At 59.2% G+C, this 20,040-nt stretch carries 21 protein-coding genes and 1 tRNA gene; 12 read left to right on the top strand and 10 right to left on the bottom strand.

Annotated features, from left to right (window positions below):
* The first annotated feature begins 148 nt into the window (after positions 1–148).
* The 3 genes from rpoN (at position 149) to ptsN (ending at position 3,064) form a co-directional block, all read left to right on the top strand.
* Positions 149–1,777, top strand: coding sequence for an RNA polymerase factor sigma-54 (gene rpoN, locus ACZ5C3_RS00505; protein WP_464034457.1), 1,629 nt, complete (start codon positions 149–151; stop codon positions 1,775–1,777).
* Positions 1,778–1,848: 71 nt separating this feature from the next.
* On the top strand, positions 1,849–2,463 hold the full coding sequence (hpf, locus tag ACZ5C3_RS00500; protein ID WP_464034455.1) for a ribosome hibernation-promoting factor, HPF/YfiA family: 615 nt from the start codon (positions 1,849–1,851) through the stop codon (positions 2,461–2,463).
* Positions 2,464–2,602: 139 nt separating this feature from the next.
* A complete protein-coding gene (gene ptsN, locus ACZ5C3_RS00495) occupies positions 2,603–3,064 on the top strand; it encodes a PTS IIA-like nitrogen regulatory protein PtsN (protein ID WP_424628735.1) in 462 nt (153 codons plus the stop codon).
* Positions 3,065–3,164: 100 nt separating this feature from the next.
* On the opposite strand, the gene ACZ5C3_RS00490 is transcribed toward ptsN, so the two are convergent.
* The 10 genes from ACZ5C3_RS00490 to ACZ5C3_RS00445 form a co-directional block, all read right to left on the bottom strand.
* Entirely contained in the window at positions 3,165–3,428 is a 264-nt protein-coding gene (locus tag ACZ5C3_RS00490) for a BQ00720 family protein (protein ID WP_464034453.1), read from the bottom strand.
* A 50-nt stretch (positions 3,429–3,478) separates the two neighbouring features.
* Positions 3,479–3,904 carry an Hsp20 family protein gene (locus ACZ5C3_RS00485; protein WP_464034452.1) on the bottom strand — a complete coding sequence of 142 codons (426 nt, stop codon included), beginning with the start codon at positions 3,902–3,904 and terminating at the stop codon, positions 3,479–3,481.
* Between the two features lie 162 nt (positions 3,905–4,066).
* Positions 4,067–5,164 carry a sn-glycerol-3-phosphate import ATP-binding protein UgpC gene (locus tag ACZ5C3_RS00480; RefSeq protein WP_464044421.1) on the bottom strand — a complete coding sequence of 366 codons (1,098 nt, stop codon included), beginning with the start codon at positions 5,162–5,164 and terminating at the stop codon, positions 4,067–4,069.
* A 10-nt stretch (positions 5,165–5,174) separates the two neighbouring features.
* Positions 5,175–6,023, bottom strand: a complete 849-nt coding sequence (gene ugpE, locus ACZ5C3_RS00475) for a sn-glycerol-3-phosphate ABC transporter permease UgpE (protein ID WP_464034448.1) — start codon at positions 6,021–6,023, stop codon at positions 5,175–5,177.
* Positions 6,023–6,904, bottom strand: a complete 882-nt coding sequence (gene ugpA / locus ACZ5C3_RS00470; protein ID WP_464034446.1) for a sn-glycerol-3-phosphate ABC transporter permease UgpA — start codon at positions 6,902–6,904, stop codon at positions 6,023–6,025. Before ugpA ends, ugpE begins: the two co-directional genes overlap by 1 nt.
* Entirely contained in the window at positions 6,904–7,302 is a 399-nt protein-coding gene (locus ACZ5C3_RS00465) for a VOC family protein (protein WP_464034444.1), read from the bottom strand. The genes ugpA and ACZ5C3_RS00465 overlap by 1 nt, the downstream gene beginning before the upstream one ends.
* Before the next feature lie 57 nt (positions 7,303–7,359).
* Entirely contained in the window at positions 7,360–8,676 is a 1,317-nt protein-coding gene (ugpB, locus tag ACZ5C3_RS00460) for a sn-glycerol-3-phosphate ABC transporter substrate-binding protein UgpB (protein WP_464034442.1), read from the bottom strand.
* Between the two features lie 211 nt (positions 8,677–8,887).
* The gene (locus tag ACZ5C3_RS00455; protein WP_464044420.1) at positions 8,888–10,087 is read right to left on the bottom strand and encodes a CaiB/BaiF CoA transferase family protein; all 1,200 of its coding nucleotides are present in this window, start codon (positions 10,085–10,087) and stop codon (positions 8,888–8,890) included.
* A gap of 199 nt (positions 10,088–10,286) precedes the next feature.
* Positions 10,287–10,362: transfer RNA gene (locus ACZ5C3_RS00450), tRNA-Ala, on the bottom strand.
* A 63-nt stretch (positions 10,363–10,425) separates the two neighbouring features.
* On the bottom strand, positions 10,426–10,836 hold the full coding sequence (locus ACZ5C3_RS00445; RefSeq protein WP_464034441.1) for a TIGR02300 family protein: 411 nt from the start codon (positions 10,834–10,836) through the stop codon (positions 10,426–10,428).
* Between the two features lie 148 nt (positions 10,837–10,984).
* Here ACZ5C3_RS00445 and aroA point away from each other — a divergent pair, with 148 nt between their 5' ends.
* From aroA to trpA, 9 genes are all read left to right on the top strand, one after another.
* The gene (aroA, locus tag ACZ5C3_RS00440; RefSeq protein ID WP_464034439.1) at positions 10,985–12,322 is read left to right on the top strand and encodes a 3-phosphoshikimate 1-carboxyvinyltransferase; all 1,338 of its coding nucleotides are present in this window, start codon (positions 10,985–10,987) and stop codon (positions 12,320–12,322) included.
* On the top strand, positions 12,319–12,957 hold the full coding sequence (cmk, locus tag ACZ5C3_RS00435; RefSeq protein ID WP_464034437.1) for a (d)CMP kinase: 639 nt from the start codon (positions 12,319–12,321) through the stop codon (positions 12,955–12,957). Before aroA ends, cmk begins: the two co-directional genes overlap by 4 nt.
* Positions 12,958–13,214: 257 nt before the next feature.
* The gene (gene rpsA, locus ACZ5C3_RS00430) at positions 13,215–14,915 is read left to right on the top strand and encodes a 30S ribosomal protein S1 (protein WP_464034435.1); all 1,701 of its coding nucleotides are present in this window, start codon (positions 13,215–13,217) and stop codon (positions 14,913–14,915) included.
* 340 nt (positions 14,916–15,255) lie between these two features.
* Entirely contained in the window at positions 15,256–16,236 is a 981-nt protein-coding gene (gene sppA / locus ACZ5C3_RS00425) for a signal peptide peptidase SppA (RefSeq protein WP_464034434.1), read from the top strand.
* 157 nt (positions 16,237–16,393) lie between these two features.
* Entirely contained in the window at positions 16,394–16,714 is a 321-nt protein-coding gene (locus ACZ5C3_RS00420) for an integration host factor subunit beta (protein ID WP_464044808.1), read from the top strand.
* Positions 16,715–16,807: 93 nt separating this feature from the next.
* Positions 16,808–17,203 (top strand): lipopolysaccharide assembly protein LapA domain-containing protein, encoded by a 396-nt coding sequence (locus ACZ5C3_RS00415; protein ID WP_464034432.1) that lies wholly within the window; start codon positions 16,808–16,810, stop codon positions 17,201–17,203.
* 65 nt (positions 17,204–17,268) lie between these two features.
* Positions 17,269–17,949, top strand: a complete 681-nt coding sequence (locus tag ACZ5C3_RS00410) for a phosphoribosylanthranilate isomerase (RefSeq protein WP_464034431.1) — start codon at positions 17,269–17,271, stop codon at positions 17,947–17,949.
* On the top strand, positions 17,946–19,163 hold the full coding sequence (trpB, locus tag ACZ5C3_RS00405; protein WP_464044419.1) for a tryptophan synthase subunit beta: 1,218 nt from the start codon (positions 17,946–17,948) through the stop codon (positions 19,161–19,163). Before ACZ5C3_RS00410 ends, trpB begins: the two co-directional genes overlap by 4 nt.
* Positions 19,160–19,996, top strand: coding sequence for a tryptophan synthase subunit alpha (gene trpA / locus ACZ5C3_RS00400; RefSeq protein ID WP_464034427.1), 837 nt, complete (start codon positions 19,160–19,162; stop codon positions 19,994–19,996). The genes trpB and trpA overlap by 4 nt, the downstream gene beginning before the upstream one ends.
* The last annotated feature ends 44 nt before the right edge of the window (positions 19,997–20,040 follow it).

Here is a 20,040-nt window from a genome sequence, read left to right as displayed (position 1 = left end):
AATTTGGCGGCGTTATCGCTATTTCTGAGCTATCTGCGGCTGTCTCAGAATCGCCCGTAGTCCGAAATATCAATTCGTCAAGTCGTGTACTTCTCCCTCGGAAGACGCTAAGCAAGAAACGGACCACTTTTGGGGCCGAGTCTCGTTTATGGCGCTTACGCAGAGATTAGAATTCCGCCAGTCGCAATCGCTGGTCATGACGCCGCAGTTGATGCAGGCGATCAAGCTCTTGCAGCTTTCAAATCTTGATCTGGTGGCCTTTGTCGAAGAGGAGCTTGAGCGCAATCCTTTGCTTGAGCGGGCTGACCATGACGGCCCCGCCGACTCCGGAGAAGCTGGCGGAGCCGATAGGGAACAAGCCGAATTTTCCGGCGCAGATGATGGTGATTACGCGGGTGGCGAGGGCCCGGACGGCGCGGCAGACGGGTTTGAGTCCGCGCCCGAAGACTGGATGAATCGCGATCTTGGGACGCGTACTGAAATCGAGCACACGCTCGACACCGGTATGGAAAATGTCTTTTCCGAAGAGCCAGCCGAAGCTGCCGCGCGGAACGCGCAGGATGCAGCGCCAACCGCCTATACGGAGTGGGGAGGTGGCGCATCAAACGACGATGGCTACAATCTGGAAGCCTTCGCCGCCGCCGAAGTGACCCTCAACAGCCATCTTGCGGAACAACTGGCTGTCGCATTTTCCGATCCGTCGCGCCGCATGATCGGGCAGTATCTCATCGACCTTGTTGATGAGGCCGGGTATTTGCCGCCGGATCTCGGCGACGCGCATGACAAACTTGGCGCCTCACGCGAGGCTGTCGAAGAGGTGTTGGCGGCTCTCCAGACATTTGATCCGCCCGGGATTTGCGCGCGCAATCTGAGTGAATGTCTCGCGATTCAATTGCGCGAGCGCGATCGGTACGATCCGGCGATGCAGGCGCTGGTGGAGAATCTCGATCTGCTGGCGAAGCGGGATATCGCATCCCTGCGCAAAATCTGTGGCGTCGATGACGAAGATATTGCCGACATGATCGGAGAAATTCGTCAACTCGATCCAAAGCCCGGCTTGAAGTTCGGCTCGACCAAGGCGCAGACGGTTGTACCTGATGTCTATGTGCGTCCTGGTCCGGACGGCGGCTGGCATGTTGAATTAAACAGCGACACCTTGCCGAAGGTACTGGTTAACCAAGTCTATTATTCGGAATTGTCGAAGACCATTCGTAAGGATGGTGACAAGTCATATTTCACGGATTGCCTGCAAAACGCGACCTGGCTGGCGCGCGCACTTGATCAACGGGCGCGGACGATCTTGAAAGTTGCCACGGAGATCGTACGTCAACAGGATGGTTTCTTTACACAGGGTGTCGCCCATTTGCGGCCGCTGAATTTGAAAGCTGTTGCCGACGCGATCCAGATGCATGAATCGACCGTTTCGCGCGTCACCGCCAACAAGTACATGGCGACGAACCGCGGCACGTTCGAATTGAAGTATTTTTTTACGGCGTCCATTGCGTCCGCCGATGGCGGCGACGCCCACTCGGCCGAAGCCGTGCGGCACCGCATCAAACAGTTGATCGATGCGGAAAGTCCTTCGGCTATCTTGTCGGATGACACGATCGTGGAACGATTGCACAGTGACGGCATTGATATCGCCCGGCGAACCGTTGCGAAATATCGAGAAGCCATGCGCATCCCCTCCTCAGTTCAACGACGGCGCGACAAGCAGGGCATGCTTGGCGCAGCACTTCCCGCTGGAGACAGATCCCGCGACACCGCTACGGCTTGACGGGAGCAGCGATTAGCAGAACCCTTACATTCCAGTCGAATTGCGAGTCCGAAAAGCAAGTGAGGCATGACATGACACTTCGGGTTTCTGGAAAAAGCATCAGTGTTGGCGAAGCTCTGCGTGAGCGCATCAGCGAGCGGACCGAAGAAGTCTTGCGAAAGTACTTCGATGGCAATTACTCCGGCCACATCACGCTTTGCAAAGACGGCTTTGGTTTTCGCACCGATTGCGCGCTGCATCTGGATTCCGGAATTACCCTCGAAGCCGACGCTATGGCCGGTGACGCTTACGCCAGTGCGGATCAGGCTTTGCTGCAGATTGAAAAGCGTCTACGGCGCTACAAGAGCCGTCTGAAGGATCGATCATCGCGCAAGGCACACGCTGCATCTGCCGCGATGTCCGAACTCAATGGTGGCGGCATTGATGCGTCCAGCTATGTGATCGAAGCGATGCCGGAAGGCGAAGAAGACGTCACAGAATTCAATCCCGTCATCATCGCTGAAGCGACCACCTCGCTGAAACGTTTTTCCGTGAGCGAAGCCGTGATGGAACTCGATATGACGGGCGCTGCGGTCATGGTGTTTCAGCATGGCAGCAGTGGCCGGATTAACGTGATTTACCGGCGAGCGGACGGAAATGTCGGCTGGGTCGATCCGCCGGCCAACAACGAACCGGTGCGCCATTGACGCCTCGCGACAGCCTAACTATGGTCCGCCGCCTTCAAGGGGCTGCGGACCACATTTGGTTCCAATAGCTCTTGACGCAGCTCGGTCTGAGATCGATCTTTTAACCATACCAACGGCTTACTCACCTTCGGAACGCCCTATGACGATTACCGATCTGGTCGCACCAGAGGCGATTCTCCCTGCGTTGAAGGTCAACAGCAAAAAACAGGCGTTGCAGGAATTGTCTGCGCGCGCTGCTGTGTTGACCGGACAAAACGAGAGGGCGATTTTCGAGGTCTTGCTGCAGCGGGAGAAGCTCGGCACGACGGCGGTTGGTTATGGCGTTGCCATTCCCCATGGCAAGTTGCCGAAGCTTGAGAAGCTGTCAGGGCTTTTCGCGCGGCTGGAACGCCCGATTGATTTCGAGGCCATGGACGGCCAGCCGGTCGATTTGATCTTTCTGCTGCTCGCACCGGAAGGTGCGGGCGCCGATCATCTCAAGGCGCTTGCGCGAATTGCGCGCCTGCTGCGCGATCAGGAAATCGCAAAGAAGTTGCGCGCGTCACGTGACGCCGAGGCGCTGTATTCGGTGCTGGCATTGCCGCCCGCGACCGCAGCCTGATCATCAATCGTCAACCAAGCCGACAAATAAAAGCGACCAAAATAAAAACGGCAGCGCTCATCGCACTGCCGCTTCGTTTCGTGAGCTTTGTCGGGCGTCTTCAGTGGACGCTGACGGTTTCCAGCTCGTTGCTCCATGCGTTGGCGATTGCCGCCTCGCGGCTATCTGTCAGCATGATCGGCGTGCCATCGGCGGCATGAAGCGCGAACAGCTTCATTCCCGGCGCGAGATGTGGCGCCTGCGGGAAAAGGCCCGGCACGTCCTCTGAGCGAATCTGTTTGACGTAGGCGATATGTCCCTCGCCCAGTGTTGCCAGCGTCTCGGGAGAGACATCAGCCTCGAAGATAACGTTAGCTTCGGTCATGGTCTCGACTCCTCACAGTTAACTAAGCGGTCGAGTCCGCTTCTGTTCCATTATTCGTGCTCATTGATCGCTATTGTCTTAATCACCCGTGCAGGCTCGGGCCGGGCAAGGTCGATCGACAGCAGACCATTTTTCAGATCTGCGCCCAGCACATACATTCCATCTGCCAGCACGAAAGTCCGCTGGAAGTGCCTCGCGGCAATGCCGCGATGGATGTACTGCCTGGTTTTGTCGTCTTGCTGCCGTCCGCGGATGACGAGCTGGTTCTCCTCCGTGGTTACATCGAGCTGATCACGGGTAAACCCCGCAACCGCCAAGGTGATCCGCAGGCGCTCGGGTTGACCCTCGCCACGGTTGCACCGTTCGATGTTATAAGGAGGATAACCGTCCGCACCTTTGACGACTCGATCAAGCGCACGCTCGATCTCGTCGAATCCCAAAAGAAACGGACTCGATAGCGAAGGAACACGAGACATTCACAAAGTCCTCTCGAAGCGACTTTGACAGTTAAGGCCCTTTCGGCGCCCACCCGGTGGCTTTGCGGCCCGCCGGCTAGAAATCAATATGGAGATGGTGCCGGACCTGTTCAAGAAGGTCGAATTGGCCGTTCAACTGGAAAAATAGGGGATTTTCCGGGCTTAATCGCCAATTCGGCGCCCGCCGGCACCGAACAGGTGCAGTTTGGTGCGGGGCGCGACGACCTGGAGGCGTTCGCCGATCACCGGAACCGCCTCACCGGGCAACCGCACGATAATTTCACCCGGCGGCAGTTCCCCCGGTTTCGGGCTGATTGCCTGGGCTGCGCCGTCATGCGCGCGTGTGCCGTAGACGAAAGTTTCCGGGCCGACCCGCTCGATCGCATCGATGATGAGCTCAAGGCCGAGGCTTCCCGATGCCGAATGATCGGATATCGAGAGGTCTTCCGGCCGCACCCCGAGCACGGCATCGTCGGGAGCATCGAATTGCAACTTCGAGAGTTGCGAGCTCAAGCCGTTGGCTTTCAACGGCAGCAAATTCATCGGCGGGGCGCCGATGAAAGATGCCACGAATGTCGTGGCGGGCTTGTTGTAAACATCCAGCGGTTTGCCGATCTGCTCCACCACGCCTCCGTTCATCACGACAAGAATGTCGGCGAGCGTCATGGCCTCCAGCTGGTCATGGGTCACGTAGATCGACGTGGTGTTGAGGCGGCGCTGCAGTTTACGAATCTCGACGCGCATGGCGACGCGCAGCTTGGCATCAAGATTGGATAGCGGCTCGTCGAACAGAAACACCTTGGGTTGTCGTACGATGGCGCGCCCCATGGCGACGCGCTGGCGCTGCCCGCCTGACAGTTGCCGCGGCTTACGCTCGAGCATGGGTGCGATTTCGAGAATCTGTGCGGCCTCTCGCACCCGTTTGTCGATCTCGGGCTTCGGCATGCCGCGATTTCGCAGGCCATACGCCATGTTGTTGTACACGCTCATATGCGGATAGAGCGCGTAGTTCTGAAACACCATGGCGATGTCGCGTTCAGCGGGCTCAAGCTCATTGACGACGCGGCCGCCGATATCGATCGTGCCGCCGGTGATCGTCTCCAATCCCGCGACCATACGTAACAGCGTGGACTTCCCGCATCCGGATGGACCAACCAGCACGCAGAACTGTCCATCGCCGATCTCGAACCCGACGCCTTTGATGGCCTCGACGCCGCCTGGATAAATTTTCCGCACATCGCGCAGAACGACGTTCGCCATAATCTAGATCCTATTTCTCAGTCTCGACGAGGCCGCGCACGAACAGCTTCTGCATCAGAATCACAACGGCCACCGGGGGCAGCATGGCCAGCACGGCTGTTGCCATCACCACGGGCCATTCGGTGAGCGCGTCGGATGTGGTGATCATCTTGCGGATGCCGATGACGATGGTTTGCATGTCGTCGCGCGTCGTGATCAGAAGCGGCCAGAGATATTGATTCCAGCCGTAGATGAAGAGGATTACGAACAGCGCCGCCATGTTGGTGCGGGACAGTGGCAGCAGCGTATCCTTGAAGAAACGAAATGGTCCCGCGCCATCGATGCGCGACGCTTCCAGCAATTCGTCCGGTACGGTCATGAAGAACTGCCGGAACAGAAGGGTGGCCGTCGCCGATGCGATCAACGGCAATGTCAACCCGGCATAACTGTCGAGCAGGCTGAGATCGGCCGCGATCTTGTAGGTGGGGTAGATGCGGACTTCCACCGGCAGCATCAGCGTGATGAAGATCAACCAGAAGACCCACATCCGGAACGGAAAGCGAAAATACACGATCGCGTAAGCCGACAGGATAGAAATCGCGATCTTGCCGAGCGCGATCGACAGGGCCATCACCAGGGAGTTGAACAGCATCACGCCCACCGGTTCGCGGGTCGAGCCACTGGTGCCGACGAAAATCGTTTTATAGTAGGTATCGAGAAAGTGCCCACCTGGCAGCAACGACATCTGTCCATTGGCGATTTGCGCAGCTTCCTGGGTGGATGCGACGATGGCGAGATAGACCGGGAACGCCACGATGGCGATGCCGATCCACAAAATGAGATGCGCGACGTAACGCCGGATGCCCTTGCGCTCGACCATCAGTACGTGACCTTGCGTTCGATGTACCGGAACTGAATCGCGGTGAGGGCGATGACTATGACCATCAGGATAACGGATTGCGCTGCGGAGCTGCCGAGATTTCCGCCGAGCAGACCGTCGAGATAGACCTTGTAAACAAGCGTTTCCGTCGCCTTCGCCGGGCCGCCGCCGGTCATGGCATCGATGATGCCGAAGGTGTCGAAGAACGCATAGACCACGTTGACGACGATCAAAAAGAAGATCGTTGGCGTCAGCAACGGAAACGTCACGGTCCAGAAACGCCGCATCGGCTTTGCGCCATCGATGGCGGCAGCTTCCAGCACGCTTTTGGGGATTGCTTGCAGGCCGGCGAGGAAGAACAGGAAGTTGTAGGAGATTTGCTTCCAGGTCGCCGCCGCCACCACGAGGATCACGGCGTGGTTGCCGTTGAGCAGCGGATTCCAGTCGATGCCCATCGCGCGAAGCCCGCGCGCAAGCACCCCCAGAGAAGGATGCAGCATGAAGATCCAGAGCACACCCGCAATCGCTGGCGCGACCGCGTAGGGCCAGATCAGCAACGTGCGGTAGATGGTGACGCCGCGCAGCGGCTTGTTCGCCATCACCGCGAGCAGCAGCGCAATCGAGAGCGATGCGCCGCCAATGGCTGCCGAGAAAGCGAAAGTTCTGACGATTGCATTGAAATATTCCGGCTGTTGAAGCAGCTCGGTGTAATTTTCAAACGCGACAAAGGTGGTCGAGAGACCGAAGGCATCCTGCAACAGGAAGGACTGCCACACGGCTTGCGCCGCAGGCCAGTAGAAGAAAATCAGCACAATCGTGACCTGCGGGATCAGCAGGATGAACGGCAGCAGGCGAGATTGGAATACGCTCTGCTTCTGCATCACGCATTCCCGGTCGGTGGATCGGATGCTTCCTGTCCGAACCACAGCCAGTAGCCGTCAGGATCACGCAGTTCGAATTCCTTCATGTGATAATCGGTCACGCGTAACTCGCTGACCTGTAATCCTGCGCCTTTCCATGCAGCATGCAGGGCCGCGACGTCGTCTGGATAAAAGTAGAAGACTTGAAAATCCTTGGCGCGCTGAGGAATCGTGTCCAGCTCTTCTTGTGGAGGCTGATTGAACATGATCCGCGCGCTGTCACGCCCGAGCATGCACCATCTGGGTTCGGTGTCACCAAAGCTGTTCAGAACGTCGAAGCCGAGTTGTTCGCCATAGAACAACATTGTCCGTTCGAGGTCGGACACACTCAGCATGGGAATGAGAGTGGTGAGCTTCATTGAACAATCAAAGCAAAAACGAGGGGCGAGACAAGAGTTGTCTCGCCCTCTCCAGGATTACTTCGCAACGGTGCGCTCGAACTGGCGCAGCATCTGGTTGCCACGCGTGACACCCGCGTCGAGCGCTTCCTTGGCGGTCTTCTTCCCGGCCAAGGCGCCTTCGATCTCTTCGGCCCAGATGTCGCGCAGCTGCACCATGTTGCCCAGACGAAGCCCGCGCGAGTTTTCGGTCGGCTCCTTGTTCGTCAATTCGAGCAGTGGCGTTTCAAGATACGGCTGATCTTTATAGAAGCCTTGTTCCTTCGCCTTGGCGTATGCGGCTTTCGTGATGGGCAGATAGCCGGACGCCTTGTGGATCGCGACTTGGCGGTCTGTATCCGAGAGGAAGGCGAGGAACTTGGCGACGCCTTTGTATTCATCAGGCTTTTTGCCGCCCATGACCCACAGCGAGGCGCCACCGATGATCGAATTCTGCGGCGCTCCCTTCACATCCGGATAGTAAGGCATCGGAGCATTGGTCCAGTCGAATTTCGCATTTGCTTTCACCTGGCCAAAGAAGCCCGATGACGTCAGGAAGATCGGACATTCGCCTGAGGTGAAACGACCTTCACCAGTGTTGGTGCGGCCTGAATAATCGTAGGTCTTGTCTTTCTGGAGTTCGACCAGATTCTCAAGGTGCTTCACCTGCAGCGGGCCGTTGAATTCGAGCACAGTGTCGAAACCGTCGAGACCGTTCGCTTTGCTAGCGAGAGGAACGTTATGCCACGACGAGAGCTGTTCAAGGTTGGCCCAAGTCACCCACGCGGTTGAAAATCCGCAGGTGGCGTAACCGGCCGCCTTCAGCTTCTTGGCATCATCGAACACTTCGGGCCAGGTTTTCGGAATCTCGGCGATGTTGGCTTTCTTCAGCGCGTCCTTGTTGATCCACATGACCATCGATGACGAGTTGAAGGGGAAGGACAGCATCTCTCCCTTCGATGTCGAGTAGTAACCGGTGATGGCCGGAAGATAGGCTTTCGGATCGAACTTCTCGTTGGCCTCGGCCATCAGCTTGTAGACCGGCTTCACGGCGCCGGTGGCAGACATCATGGTTGCGGTGCCGACTTCGAACACTTGCAGGATATGCGGCGCGTTGCCGGCGCGGAACGCGGCGATGCCGGCATTCATCGTGTCTGGATAGCTGCCTTTGTAGGAGGGCACGACCTTGTAGTCGCTCTGTGAGGCATTGAACTCTTCTGCGAGCTTGACGATCACGTCGTTGTTGCCGCCGGTCATGGCGTGCCACCACTGAATTTCAGTCACCGCTTGCGCCGGTGTCGCAAGTGCCATGAGGGTCGAAGTCGCCAAGCCAAAGCCAATCTGGCGCATTGTCATCGATGTTCTCCCTGAAGCCGTCATCATCGTTTTGCGCCGTAACAGCGCCGGATGACGTGCAAGTGACGTGGAATGGTAGTCGGGGAAGGTTGCCCGAGGGAAGCCCTAAATGACTTGAACTTTGGGCGCGCCTAAACCTGCGCATGCGCGAAAAAAAGCGAGGGTCATCAACCCTCGCCCTTATGGCTCCTTTCGGCGTCGCGATGGGCGGTCAGCGCTTGCGCTGGCTGACCACTGTCCCCGCTGCGTGCAGATCGGCAATGTCCTTGGCCGAGTAACCAAACTCCGCGAGCACCTCATCAGCGTGTTGGCTGAACTTCGGCGGAACGCGGCGCAGCGACGCCTTCGTGCGGTCGAAGCGGACGGGAGAGGCAACGCCCTTGTACCAGTCCTTTTCGATGATATCGCCGCGGTACTTGGTGTGCTCGTTGGCCAGGGCCTTGTCGATGGACTGTACTGGGCCTGCGGGCAGACCGGCCGCAAGCAAGCGACGGCAGAGCGGTTCGCTGTCGTGATGCTTGAGGATCGCTTCGAGCTCGGCGCGCAGCGCATCGCGATGTTCGACGCGGTCGCGATTACGGGCAAAGCGCGGATCGGTCCCGAGCTCGGGCTTGCCGAGTTCCTTACACAGCTTGCGGAAGGTGGCGTCGTTGCCGACCCCCATGAAGATGTTTCCGTCGCGTGCTGCAAACACCGCGTAGGGCACGAGGTTGGGATGCTCGTTGCCGGTCAGCGCCGGAGGCTTGCCGTGCATGAAGAAGTTCGCGGTATGCGGATGCATGATCGCGAGCCCCGTTTCGTAAAGCGTCGCTTCGACAAACTGGCCAAGCCCTGACTTTTCGCGCTCCGCAAGCGCCATCAGGATACCGACAGCCGCATAGAGGCCGGTCGCCATGTCCACCAGCGCGACGCCGATGCGCGTCGGGCCGCTTTCCTGCGATCCGGTCGCCGCCATCAATCCGACCATCGACTGGATGATCGCGTCATATCCTGGGTGACCGCCGTGCGGTCCGTCCGCGCCGAAACCTGAAATGCGGCAGTGAATCAGTTTCGGAAATCGCGCGCGCAAGACATCGTTGCCGATGCCCCATTTGTCGAGCGTGCCCGGTTTGAAATTCTCGATCAGCACGTCGGCTGTCTCGAGCATCTTCATCAACACCGCGCGTCCGCCTTCCGATGCGAGGTCGAGGCCGATCGAGCGCTTGTTGCGATTTGCACCAAGGAAATAGGCTGCATCGTCCTCGTGAAACGGGGGGCCCCAGTCACGGGTCTCGTCGCCGGCCGGCGGTTCAACTTTGATGACATCTGCGCCGTGGTCCGCGAGAATCTGCGTGCAATAGGGACCGCCGAGCACGCGTGACAGGTCAATCACACGCAATCCGGCTATCGCTCCGGCGCCTGGTAGTGTCATCGGTGAACCTTTGATCTGCGGGACAACTGAAACGTGTTGCCGTCACAACTTGTTGTGGGTTCGTCACATTGAAAGAATTTGAACGACGCCGTCAATATCGGTGCGCACAGGGAGCTATGCGGATAGCGAGCGCCCGTCGGGAGCTATTCAAAAAAAAATGTTCAGGAAGCGAATATCCGCTCCCGTATCGAGAGGCGGTTGGTGGAGCCAGGCGGGATCGAACCGCCGACCTCTTGCATGCCATGCAAGCGCTCTCCCAGCTGAGCTATGGCCCCGAACCTCACCGCGCGAAGCAGTCCGCGCGGGGAATCGTGAAAGATCACACTTGAGGGTTTATCTCAAGTCTCTTCGTCACCAGAAACGTCACCGATGATGTCGGTCACGTCTTCATCGTCTTCTTCGTCCTCGGCGATGAAGGTTGAATCATCGTCATCGTCGTCATCGATCGTGTCATCCACCTCGATGTCATCCTCGGATTCCGGCAACGCCGCCTTGACCTTGCCGGAATTCTCTTCGGCATCGGCCTCCTCGAGCGAGACCAACTCTTCGGACTCCGCGGCCTCTGGCACGATAGAAGAAGCAGCTGCAGACGCACGCGCCGCCTCACTTCGTCCCCGCGTCACCGGTGCAGGGGCAATCGGAACGACTTCACCGGTATAGGGCGAAATCACCGGATTCTTGTTCAGGTCATAGAACTTTTTGCCTGTCGTTGGGCAAATGCGCTTGGTTCCGAGATCGGCTTTGGCCACGGGCGGAGTCCTGGAATGTCGAGAAAAACGGAGCTTCACTTGGCTAGTTGCGACGCCGCTGTCAATAGCGGTTTGAATGATAAATGACCGGGTCGTGACGTCCTCTCAGTCTCATGGTAGGAGCCGCCCTGCGTAAAGGATCCTGAAATTGTCCCATTCTGACCAGCCTACCCCGCTCCAATCGCGGTCCAGCGGCCCGCTGAGCGGCCGTGTCCGCGTCCCCGGCGATAAGTCGATCTCCCATCGGGCCCTCATTCTGGGGGCGCTGGCGGTGGGAGAAACCCGCATTTCCGGGCTTCTGGAGGGGGAGGACGTTCTCAATACCGCCAAGGCCATGAAGGCGCTCGGGGCACAGGTGGAACGCACGGGCGAGGGTACCTGGACGGTCCACGGTGTCGGCGTCGGGGGCTTCAAGGCGCCGGCGGCACCGCTGGATTTCGGGAACAGCGGCACGGGATGTCGTCTCGCCATGGGTGCGGTGGCCGGTAGTCCGATCGAGGCGACTTTCGATGGCGACGCATCGCTGCGCAAACGCCCGATGCGCCGGATTCTCGACCCTCTGGAACTGATGGGCTCCAAGGTGACGTCAAGCGGCGACAGCGGCCGGCTGCCGATGACATTGCAGGGCGCGCGCGAGCCGCTGCCGATCGTCTACCGGACACCGGTGGCTTCGGCCCAAATCAAATCAGCCGTTCTGCTGGCAGGTCTATCAGCGCCGGGCGTGACCACGGTGATCGAGACGGAAGCCAGCCGCGATCATACCGAGCTGATGCTGAGCCACTTCGGGGCGCATGTCGTCTCAACGAATGAAGGCACTCATGGCCGTAAAATTTCGCTCACCGGCCAGCCGGAGTTGCGTGGGGCCACCGTCGTCGTGCCTGCTGATCCGTCATCCGCGGCTTTCCCTATCGTTGCCGCGCTGATCGTGCCGGGTTCGGACGTCGTGTTGACCGACGTGATGACAAACCCGCTGCGAACAGGGCTTTTCACCACGTTGCGCGAAATGGGTGCGTCCATTGAAGAAAGCCATCAGCGCAACGATACCGGGGAACCGATGGCGCAGTTCCGTATCCGTGCGTCTCAGTTGCGTGGCGTCATGGTGCCACCTGAGCGTGCGCCGTCGATGATCGACGAATATCTCGTGCTCGCGGTCGCCGCAGCTTTTGCTGAAGGCACCACGACGATGCGTGGTCTTCAGGAACTGCGCGTGAAGGAATCCGATCGTTTGGAAGCCACTGCGGACATGCTTCGCGTCAATGGTGTGCAGGTCGAAATTTCCGGCGATGACATGATCGTGGTCGGCAAGGGCCATGTCCCGGGCGGCGGCCTCGTCGCCACCCACATGGATCACCGTATTGCGATGTCGGCACTGGTCATGGGCACGGCTGCGGATGCGCCCGTCAAGGTCGACGACACCACGTTCATTGCCACGAGCTTCCCGGACTTCATTCCGATGATGCGCGGTCTGGGAGCGGACCTCGCATGATCATCGCAATCGACGGGCCGGCAGCCTCCGGCAAGGGCACCCTCGGTAAGCGCCTTGCCGCGCATTACCACTTTCGCCACCTCGACACCGGGTTGATCTACCGCGCCGTGGCCAAGGCGGTGATGGATGCGGGTGGTGACCTTACGGACGAGGCGTATGCGGCTTCCCTGGCAGCGGAGCTTGATCCGGCGGCATTCGGCGATCCTGTTTTGAAGACTCAGGTGGTGGGAGAGGCCGCCTCGGTGGTTTCAGTCCACCAGTCGGTTCGCGCCGCGCTCCTGACGTTCCAGCGCAACTTCGCCGCCGGCCCTCCAGGGGCTGTGCTCGACGGTCGGGACATCGGAACAGTGATCTGCCCCGACGCAGATGTGAAGATTTTTGTGGTTGCGGACCCCGAAGTGCGGGCCCGCAGGCGGGCCCTGGAGATGCGAGGGCGGGGTGAGCCGGTAGATGAAGCTGCCGTCCTTGCGGACATCCTAAAGCGCGATGAACGCGACAAAAATCGGGCTGCGGCGCCTTTAAAGGCGGCTCCGGATGCATACTTGCTGGATAACTCTCATTTGGATATAGAGAGCGGAGTTCAGGCTGCCATCGACATTGTCGAGGCCGTTCGAGCGGGCCGGCCGAGGGCATAGTCCCTGCCGTTATTGGAGGAATGCCCGCTCCAGGTCTTCGAACGTCGGCTGCTTTGAGGTTGATTGTTCACCTTGGGCCTTGGACTCCACGTAACGCGCGGAAGCGCGTCAATCACCGTATCGTTCGTGCAGGCACCCGCCGGCCCGTTCTCGCAGATGAAAGTTTGCGAGGCGGTCGTCAAAGGTTGCGGACCTCTGACACTGGACGCGCGATACGCCATCAACCCCGCTGCCGGCACCCCGCATTTGGAGAACAAATGGCTTCGACTGCTAGTTCATATAATCCTTCCCGCGACGATTTCGCCGCGATGCTCGATGAGTCCTTCGCAGGCGGCAATCTGCAGGAAAGCTCTGTCATCAAGGGCAAGGTTGTTGCGATTGAGAAGGACATGGCCGTCATTGACGTCGGCCTGAAGACTGAGGGCCGCGTGGCTCTCCGCGAATTTAACGGCCCCGGCCGTGAGAGCGACCTTAAGGTCGGCGATGAGGTCGAGGTGTTTCTCGACCGGATCGAGAATGCACTTGGCGAAGCTGTACTGTCGCGCGACAAGGCTCGCCGCGAAGAGAGCTGGGGCAAGCTCGAGAAGGCCTTCAACAACAACGAGAAGGTCAACGGCATCATCTTCAATCAGGTCAAGGGTGGCTTCACTGTCGATCTCGACGGCGCCGTGGCCTTCCTGCCGCGCTCGCAGGTCGATATTCGTCCGATCCGCGACGTCGCTCCGCTGATGAACAACTCGCAGCCGTTCCAGATCCTCAAGATGGATCGCCGCCGCGGCAACATCGTGGTGTCGCGCCGCACGGTTCTCGAAGAGACCCGCGCCGAACAGCGTCAGGAACTGGTGCAGAACCTCGAAGAAGGTCAGGTCATCGACGGCGTGGTCAAGAACATCACCGATTACGGTGCGTTCGTTGATCTCGGCGGTATCGACGGTCTGCTGCATGTTACCGACATCGCATGGCGCCGCGTCAATCACCCGACCGAAGTGCTGTCCATCGGCCAGACGGTCAAGGTGAAGATCATCAAGATCAACCACGAGACCCACCGCATTTCGCTCGGCATGAAGCAGCTGCTGGACGATCCATGGCAGGGCATCGAGGCGAAGTATCCGCTGAACTCGCGCTTCACCGGACGCGTCACCAACATTACGGACTACGGTGCATTCGTCGAGCTGGAGCCGGGCATCGAAGGCCTGATCCACGTCTCGGAGATGTCGTGGACCAAGAAGAACATGCACCCCGGCAAGATCGTTTCGACCTCGCAGGAAGTCGAAGTGCAGGTGCTCGAGGTGGATTCCGCCAAGCGCCGTATTTCGCTCGGTCTCAAGCAGACCATGCGCAATCCGTGGGAAGTGTTCGTCGAGAAGTTCCCGGTCGGTTCGACCGTCGAGGGCGAAGTCAAGAACAAGACCGAGTTCGGTCTGTTCCTCGGCCTCGAAGGCGAAGTGGACGGCATGGTCCATCTCTCCGACCTCGACTGGAAGCTCCCGGGCGAACAGGTCATCGACAACTACAAGAAGGGCGACATGGTCAAGGCCGTCGTTCTCGATGTGGATGTCGAGAAGGAGCGCATCTCGCTTGGCGTCAAGCAGCTCGAAGGCGATCCGTTCGCCGAGCCAGGCGACGTCAAGAAGGGCGCCGTAGTGACCTGCGAAATCCTCGAAGTGAAGGACACCGGTATCGAAGTTCAGATCACCGGCACCGACTTCACCACCTTCATCAAGCGCTCAGAACTGGCGCGTGACCGTGGCGATCAGCGCGCTGAACGCTTTGCGGTTGGCGAAAAGGTTGATGCTCGCGTCATCCAGTTCGACAAGAAGGCCCGCAAGGTGCAGGTCTCGATCAAGGCGCTTGAAGTCGCTGAGGAGAAGGAAGCCATCGCGCAGTACGGTTCGTCCGATTCGGGCGCGACGCTGGGCGATATTCTCGGCAACGCGCTCAAGAAGCGCGACAAGTAAGTGCGATAATCGAACGACGGGTTGTCGTTCTGTCATAAATCGGGCTCCGGAATTTTCCGGAGCCCTTTTTATTTGCCTTCCTTTTATGCCTTTTGGACGTGCAGCGCTGCCGCGCATCCGTGCGCCATGCTTTCTTCAAATTAGACAGCAATTGATGTATTGAAGTTACCGGATAGCAAGGCTGAGGCCTCAGAACATCGAGGCCTTTCAAGCCCCTGGTGTCCCGAATCCGAAGTTCGCCTCATAATGCAGCGCATCCCGTAGCGAGCTTCTGGACCACCACACTAGGGCTCTCAAGCCATAAGGCTTTCACACCATTCGACGGTTCAGGAGAAAACCCATGTCGCTGGATTCCGATGCGATCGTCGATCGCCGCCGCATTCGTCGCAAGCTGACGTTCTGGCGCATCATTGCCGCGCTGGGGATCATCGCCGCGGTGGTCGCAGTTGCTGCACTTGGTACGCCTGCCGGACGGAATGCGCTTGGCAGCTCAAGCGCGATTGCGCGGGTCAAGATCGATGGCTTGATCCGCAGTGACCAGGAGCGGGTCGAGGCGCTCGAACGGCTGGAGAAGTCGTCGGCCGCTGCCGTCATCGTCCATATCAATTCGCCCGGCGGTACCACTGCCGGTTCAGAGCAACTCTACGACGCACTGACGCGCCTGAAGGCGAAGAAGCCGCTCGTGGTGGTGGTCGAAGGTCTATGCGCCTCCGGCGGCTACATCGCAGCCCTGGCGTCCGACCAGATCATCGCGCAGCAGAGTTCACTGGTCGGCTCGATTGGCGTTCTGTTTCAGTACCCGAATTTCTCGGAGCTGATGAAAACTGTCGGCGTGAAAGTCGAGGAGGTGAAGTCATCGCCTCTGAAGGCCGCACCCAATGGCTACGAGCCAACCAGCCCGGAGGCGCGGGAGGCGCTTGATGCGTTGGTGAAGGATTCCTACGCGTGGTTTCGCGATCTTGTGAAAACGCGTCGCAGCATGGACGATACGATGCTGCAAACCGTGTCTGATGGCCGGGTCTTCACTGGCCGGCAGGCCGTTTCCCTCAAGTTGATTGATCAGCTCGGCGATGAGAAGACTGCTGTGGCTTGGCTTGTGGCGCAGAAAAAAATCTCCTCCGAGCTTCCTGTCAGGGATTACAAGATGACGCCGCGCTTCGGAGACATGACTTTCCTGCGTGCCGCAGCATCTTTTACGCTCGATACCCTCGGTCTGAGCAGGTTTGCGCGGCAGCTTGAACAGTCAGGTGTGGTGCGTGCTGTCGATCGCTTTGGTCTAGATGGCATGCTGGCGCTGTGGCAGCCCAATGCATCGAATTGATTGTCATGAATCTGGTTTCAGCCGTTGCTTGCCGCAGCGCGGCGATGAAGCCAAACGCGAAACTTTGTCCCTGTCACGTATTTAGCGGCCATTTGCCTTGAATTAGCGACTTGACAGTTCGCGGCTTTTTCAAGGAAATGATGACCCGCACGCACGGATCCAACAGTCGATGATCAAATCCGAACTCGTTCAGCGCATCTCCGAGCACAACCCGCATCTGTATCAGCGGGATGTCGAGAACATCGTGAATGCCATTCTCGATGAAATCGTCGCCGCTCTTGCGCGTGGCGACCGTGTAGAACTGCGCGGCTTTGGTGCATTCTCAGTGAAGCATCGTCCTGCTCGCGCGGGTCGAAATCCCCGCACCGGTGCGCATGTGCCGGTCGAGGAAAAGAGCGTGCCGTTCTTCAAGACCGGCAAGGAAATGCGTGAGCGGCTCAACCGCGATGATACGGAAGAGGCTGGCGCCTCTGCCTGATTGGCCTCTATTTGCGGGTCTTCCTGAGTTCGCTTATGGCGCTGTCCCTGCGTTGATAGGGACCAGGACCCGCTGACTTTTGCGAGGATTCGCATGCTCCGCAAGATCGTCAATGCTTTGGTGATACTGCCGCTCGCGATCATCTTCGTGGTGTTCGCCGTGGCGAACCGTCAACTGATCACGTTATCGTTTGACCCATTCGATTCAAACGATCCGTCGCTAGGCATTACCCTGCCGTTGTTCATCGTTATTATTGCCGCCGCAATTTTCGGCGTCATTGCGGGAAGCATCGCGACCTGGTTTGGCCAGCACCGGTGGCGGAAGGCGGCCAAGCTGAATGAAGCGGAAGCCCGCCACGCCCGAGCCCAGCTGGCAGATTTGCGTGAACGGACGCCGGCAGGATCGAGCGGAGGCCGGCAGGTTCCAGCGATCGGCACCATCCCACAATACGGGTCCGTCGGGCGAGACAAGCACGGCGCGACGTTGTAGAACCCGCCTCAATTGCCGGTCCCCTGTCCTATCTGCGGCCATTGGCCCAACCTTGTCCCGAAGCCATGTCACTTGTGGTGAAAATCTGCGGCCTGTCCAAGCGCGACACTCTTGAGGTGGCGCTGGATGCTGGCGCGGACATGGTGGGTTTCGTGTTTTTTGAGGCGTCGCCGCGCCATGTCGATCTTGGCACCGCGCGCGAGCTTGGCCGGCAAGTCAACGGGCGCGCCGTCAAGGTGGCGCTTACGGTCGACGCCAACGACGCGACACTCGAGAATTGCATCGAAGCGCTGCGGCCGGGGCTGCTTCAGCTTCACGGCAGCGAGAGCGTGGCGCGTGTTCGCGACATCAAACAGAAGTTTGGATTGCCCGTAATGAAGGCTGTTCCAGTGGGCACTGCGGCCGACCTTGCAGGGCTGCCGGGCTATGCTGCGGTTGCTGATCGTATCCTGTTCGATGCGCGTGCGCCGAAAGATGCCACGCGCCCGGGCGGGCTCGGGGTACCGTTCGATTGGCATCTGTTGGAAAACATCAAGCTTGACGTCCCGTTCATGGTGTCGGGCGGATTGACCATCGGCAATGTCACGGAAGCGGTCAGTGTCACGCGCGCCGGCGGCGTCGACATTTCCTCGGGCGTGGAAAGCGCCCCGGGGGTGAAAGATCCTGACATGATCCGCGCTTTCATCCGTGCCGCACGCGAAGCGGAAACCATGTCTGCAAACCTGAAAGTCGCGAGTCGCGTATGAGCCTACCTCTCCCCAATTCCTTCCGCTCGGGTCCCGATGAGCGCGGCCATTTCGGCATTTTCGGCGGACGCTATGTTGCCGAAACATTGATGCCGCTGATCCTCGATCTGGAGAAGGCCTACGCCGACGCCAAGGCTGATCCCGCGTTTCAGCGCGAGATGAACGGCTATCTCAAGGACTATGTCGGCCGCCCCTCGCCGCTTTATTTTGCAGAGCGCCTCACCGAGCACCTCGGCGGCGCGAAGATCTATTTGAAGCGCGAAGAGCTCAACCACACCGGCTCGCACAAGGTGAACAATGTGCTCGGCCAGATCATGGTCGCACGGCGCATGGGCAAGAAGCGCATCATTGCCGAGACTGGTGCCGGTCAGCATGGTGTGGCTACCGCAACACTCTGTGCGCGCTTCGGGCTTGAGTGCATCGTTTACATGGGCGCGGTCGACGTCGCGCGGCAGGCGCCGAATGTGTTCCGCATGGAAATGCTGGGCGCAAAGGTGGTGCCGGTGCAGTCGGGTACGCGCACGCTGAAGGATGCCATGAACGAGGCGCTGCGCGACTGGGTTACCAACGTGCACAACACGTTTTACTGCATCGGCACGGTCGCGGGCCCGCATCCGTATCCAATGATGGTGCGCGACTTCCAATCCATCATCGGCGACGAGACGAAGAAGCAGATGCAGGAGGCCGAAGGTCGCCTGCCGGATTCGCTGGTGGCCTGCATCGGCGGCGGCTCGAACGCGATGGGCTTGTTTCACCCGTTTCTCGATGACACAAGCGTCGAGATTTTTGGCGTCGAGGCGGCCGGACACGGTCTCACTAATCTGCACGCAGCATCCATCGCGGGCGGTCGGGCAGGCGTGCTGCACGGCAACCGCACCTACTTGCTGATGGACGATGACGGCCAGATCCAGGACGCGCATTCGATCTCGGCAGGCCTCGATTATCCGGGCATCGGGCCCGAGCATTCCTGGCTGCACGAGACCGGCCGCGTCACCTACCTCAGCGCGACCGACGATGAGGCGCTTGATGCTTTCATGCTGCTGTCGCGCCTCGAGGGCATTCCTCCGGCGCTGGAATCCGCGCACGCTATCGCCAAGGTGATGGAGCTCGCGCCGAAGCGGCCGAAGGATCATCTGATGGTGGTCAATCTGTCCGGCCGCGGCGACAAGGACATTCCGCAGATCACGGAGATTTTGAAAGGCAAGAAGAAGTGACCACGCGTATCGACACACGCTTCGCCGAGCTGAAAAAGCAGGGCCGCTCCGCCTTCGTCACGTTTGTGATGTGCGGCGATCCAGATATCGCAACATCGCTCGCCATCATCAAGGCGCTGCCGAAGGCAGGAGCCGACATTATCGAGATCGGCATGCCGTTCACCGATCCGATGGCGGATGGTCCCGCGATCCAGGCGGCAGGTCTCCGCGCGCTCAAAGCCGGTACGACTTTGAAGAAGACTCTCGATGTGGTACGTGAATTCCGCAGCGAGGATGCGGCGACCCCGATCGTGCTGATGGGATATTACAATCCGATCTACATCTACGGCGTCGACAAGTTTCTGAGCGATGCGAAATCAGCTGGCGTCGATGGCCTGATCATTGTCGATCTGCCGCCGGAAGAAGATACCGAGCTGTGCCTGCCGGCGATGAAAGCAGGGTTGAATTTCATTCGCCTCGCAACACCAACGACCGACGACAAACGTCTTCCTGCCGTGCTCGCGAACACGTCGGGTTTCGTCTACTACGTGTCGATTACCGGCATTACCGGCAGTGGCAGTGCGGATACCGCGCAAGTCGCGAACGCCGTCGCTCGGATCAAGCGTCACACGGATCTGCCAGTCTGCGTCGGGTTCGGCATCCGGACACCGGAGGCAGCGCGCGGCATTGCGCAGACTGCTGATGGGGCTGTAGTCGGTTCGGCGCTGATCGATGCGCTGAAGGCAACCCTCGATGCTGAGGGCCGCGCAACGGCCAAGACGGTGTCCGCGGTGGCCGACCTGACAGCCGCGCTTGCCCAAGGCGTGCGCGGCGCAAAGCAGGCCGCTGAATAGTTTTGGTCCCCTTGTGGGCGAGGGCGCCAGACCGCACATAAGCG

The sequence above is a fragment of the Afipia dichlorophenoxyacetatis genome (genome assembly GCF_055386385.1).
Note: the sequence above shows the minus strand (reverse complement) of the source record. Positions and strands in the feature narration are given on the sequence as shown.

Bases quoted from the DNA above. Each gene is read 5' to 3' on its own strand.
- ptsN (WP_424628735.1), top strand. From the start codon at position 2,603: ATGACGATTACCGATCTGGTCGCACCAGAGGCGATTCTCCCTGCGTTG.
- ACZ5C3_RS00465 (WP_464034444.1), bottom strand. From the start codon at position 7,302: ATGAAGCTCACCACTCTCATTCCCATGCTGAGTGTGTCCGACCTCGAA.
- sppA (WP_464034434.1), top strand. From the start codon at position 15,256: ATGTCGCTGGATTCCGATGCGATCGTCGATCGCCGCCGCATTCGTCGC.
- ACZ5C3_RS00410 (WP_464034431.1), top strand. From the start codon at position 17,269: ATGTCACTTGTGGTGAAAATCTGCGGCCTGTCCAAGCGCGACACTCTT.
- ACZ5C3_RS00455 (WP_464044420.1), bottom strand. From the start codon at position 10,087: ATGACACTACCAGGCGCCGGAGCGATAGCCGGATTGCGTGTGATTGAC.
- rpoN (WP_464034457.1), top strand. From the start codon at position 149: ATGGCGCTTACGCAGAGATTAGAATTCCGCCAGTCGCAATCGCTGGTC.
- ugpE (WP_464034448.1), bottom strand. From the start codon at position 6,023: ATGGTCGAGCGCAAGGGCATCCGGCGTTACGTCGCGCATCTCATTTTG.
- ACZ5C3_RS00415 (WP_464034432.1), top strand. From the start codon at position 16,808: ATGCTCCGCAAGATCGTCAATGCTTTGGTGATACTGCCGCTCGCGATC.
- trpB (WP_464044419.1), top strand. From the start codon at position 17,946: ATGAGCCTACCTCTCCCCAATTCCTTCCGCTCGGGTCCCGATGAGCGC.
- ACZ5C3_RS00490 (WP_464034453.1), bottom strand. From the start codon at position 3,428: ATGACCGAAGCTAACGTTATCTTCGAGGCTGATGTCTCTCCCGAGACG.
- ugpB (WP_464034442.1), bottom strand. From the start codon at position 8,676: ATGACAATGCGCCAGATTGGCTTTGGCTTGGCGACTTCGACCCTCATG.
- ACZ5C3_RS00480 (WP_464044421.1), bottom strand. From the start codon at position 5,164: ATGGCGAACGTCGTTCTGCGCGATGTGCGGAAAATTTATCCAGGCGGC.
- ACZ5C3_RS00485 (WP_464034452.1), bottom strand. From the start codon at position 3,904: ATGTCTCGTGTTCCTTCGCTATCGAGTCCGTTTCTTTTGGGATTCGAC.
- hpf (WP_464034455.1), top strand. From the start codon at position 1,849: ATGACACTTCGGGTTTCTGGAAAAAGCATCAGTGTTGGCGAAGCTCTG.
- ugpA (WP_464034446.1), bottom strand. From the start codon at position 6,904: ATGCAGAAGCAGAGCGTATTCCAATCTCGCCTGCTGCCGTTCATCCTG.
- cmk (WP_464034437.1), top strand. From the start codon at position 12,319: ATGATCATCGCAATCGACGGGCCGGCAGCCTCCGGCAAGGGCACCCTC.
- rpsA (WP_464034435.1), top strand. From the start codon at position 13,215: ATGGCTTCGACTGCTAGTTCATATAATCCTTCCCGCGACGATTTCGCC.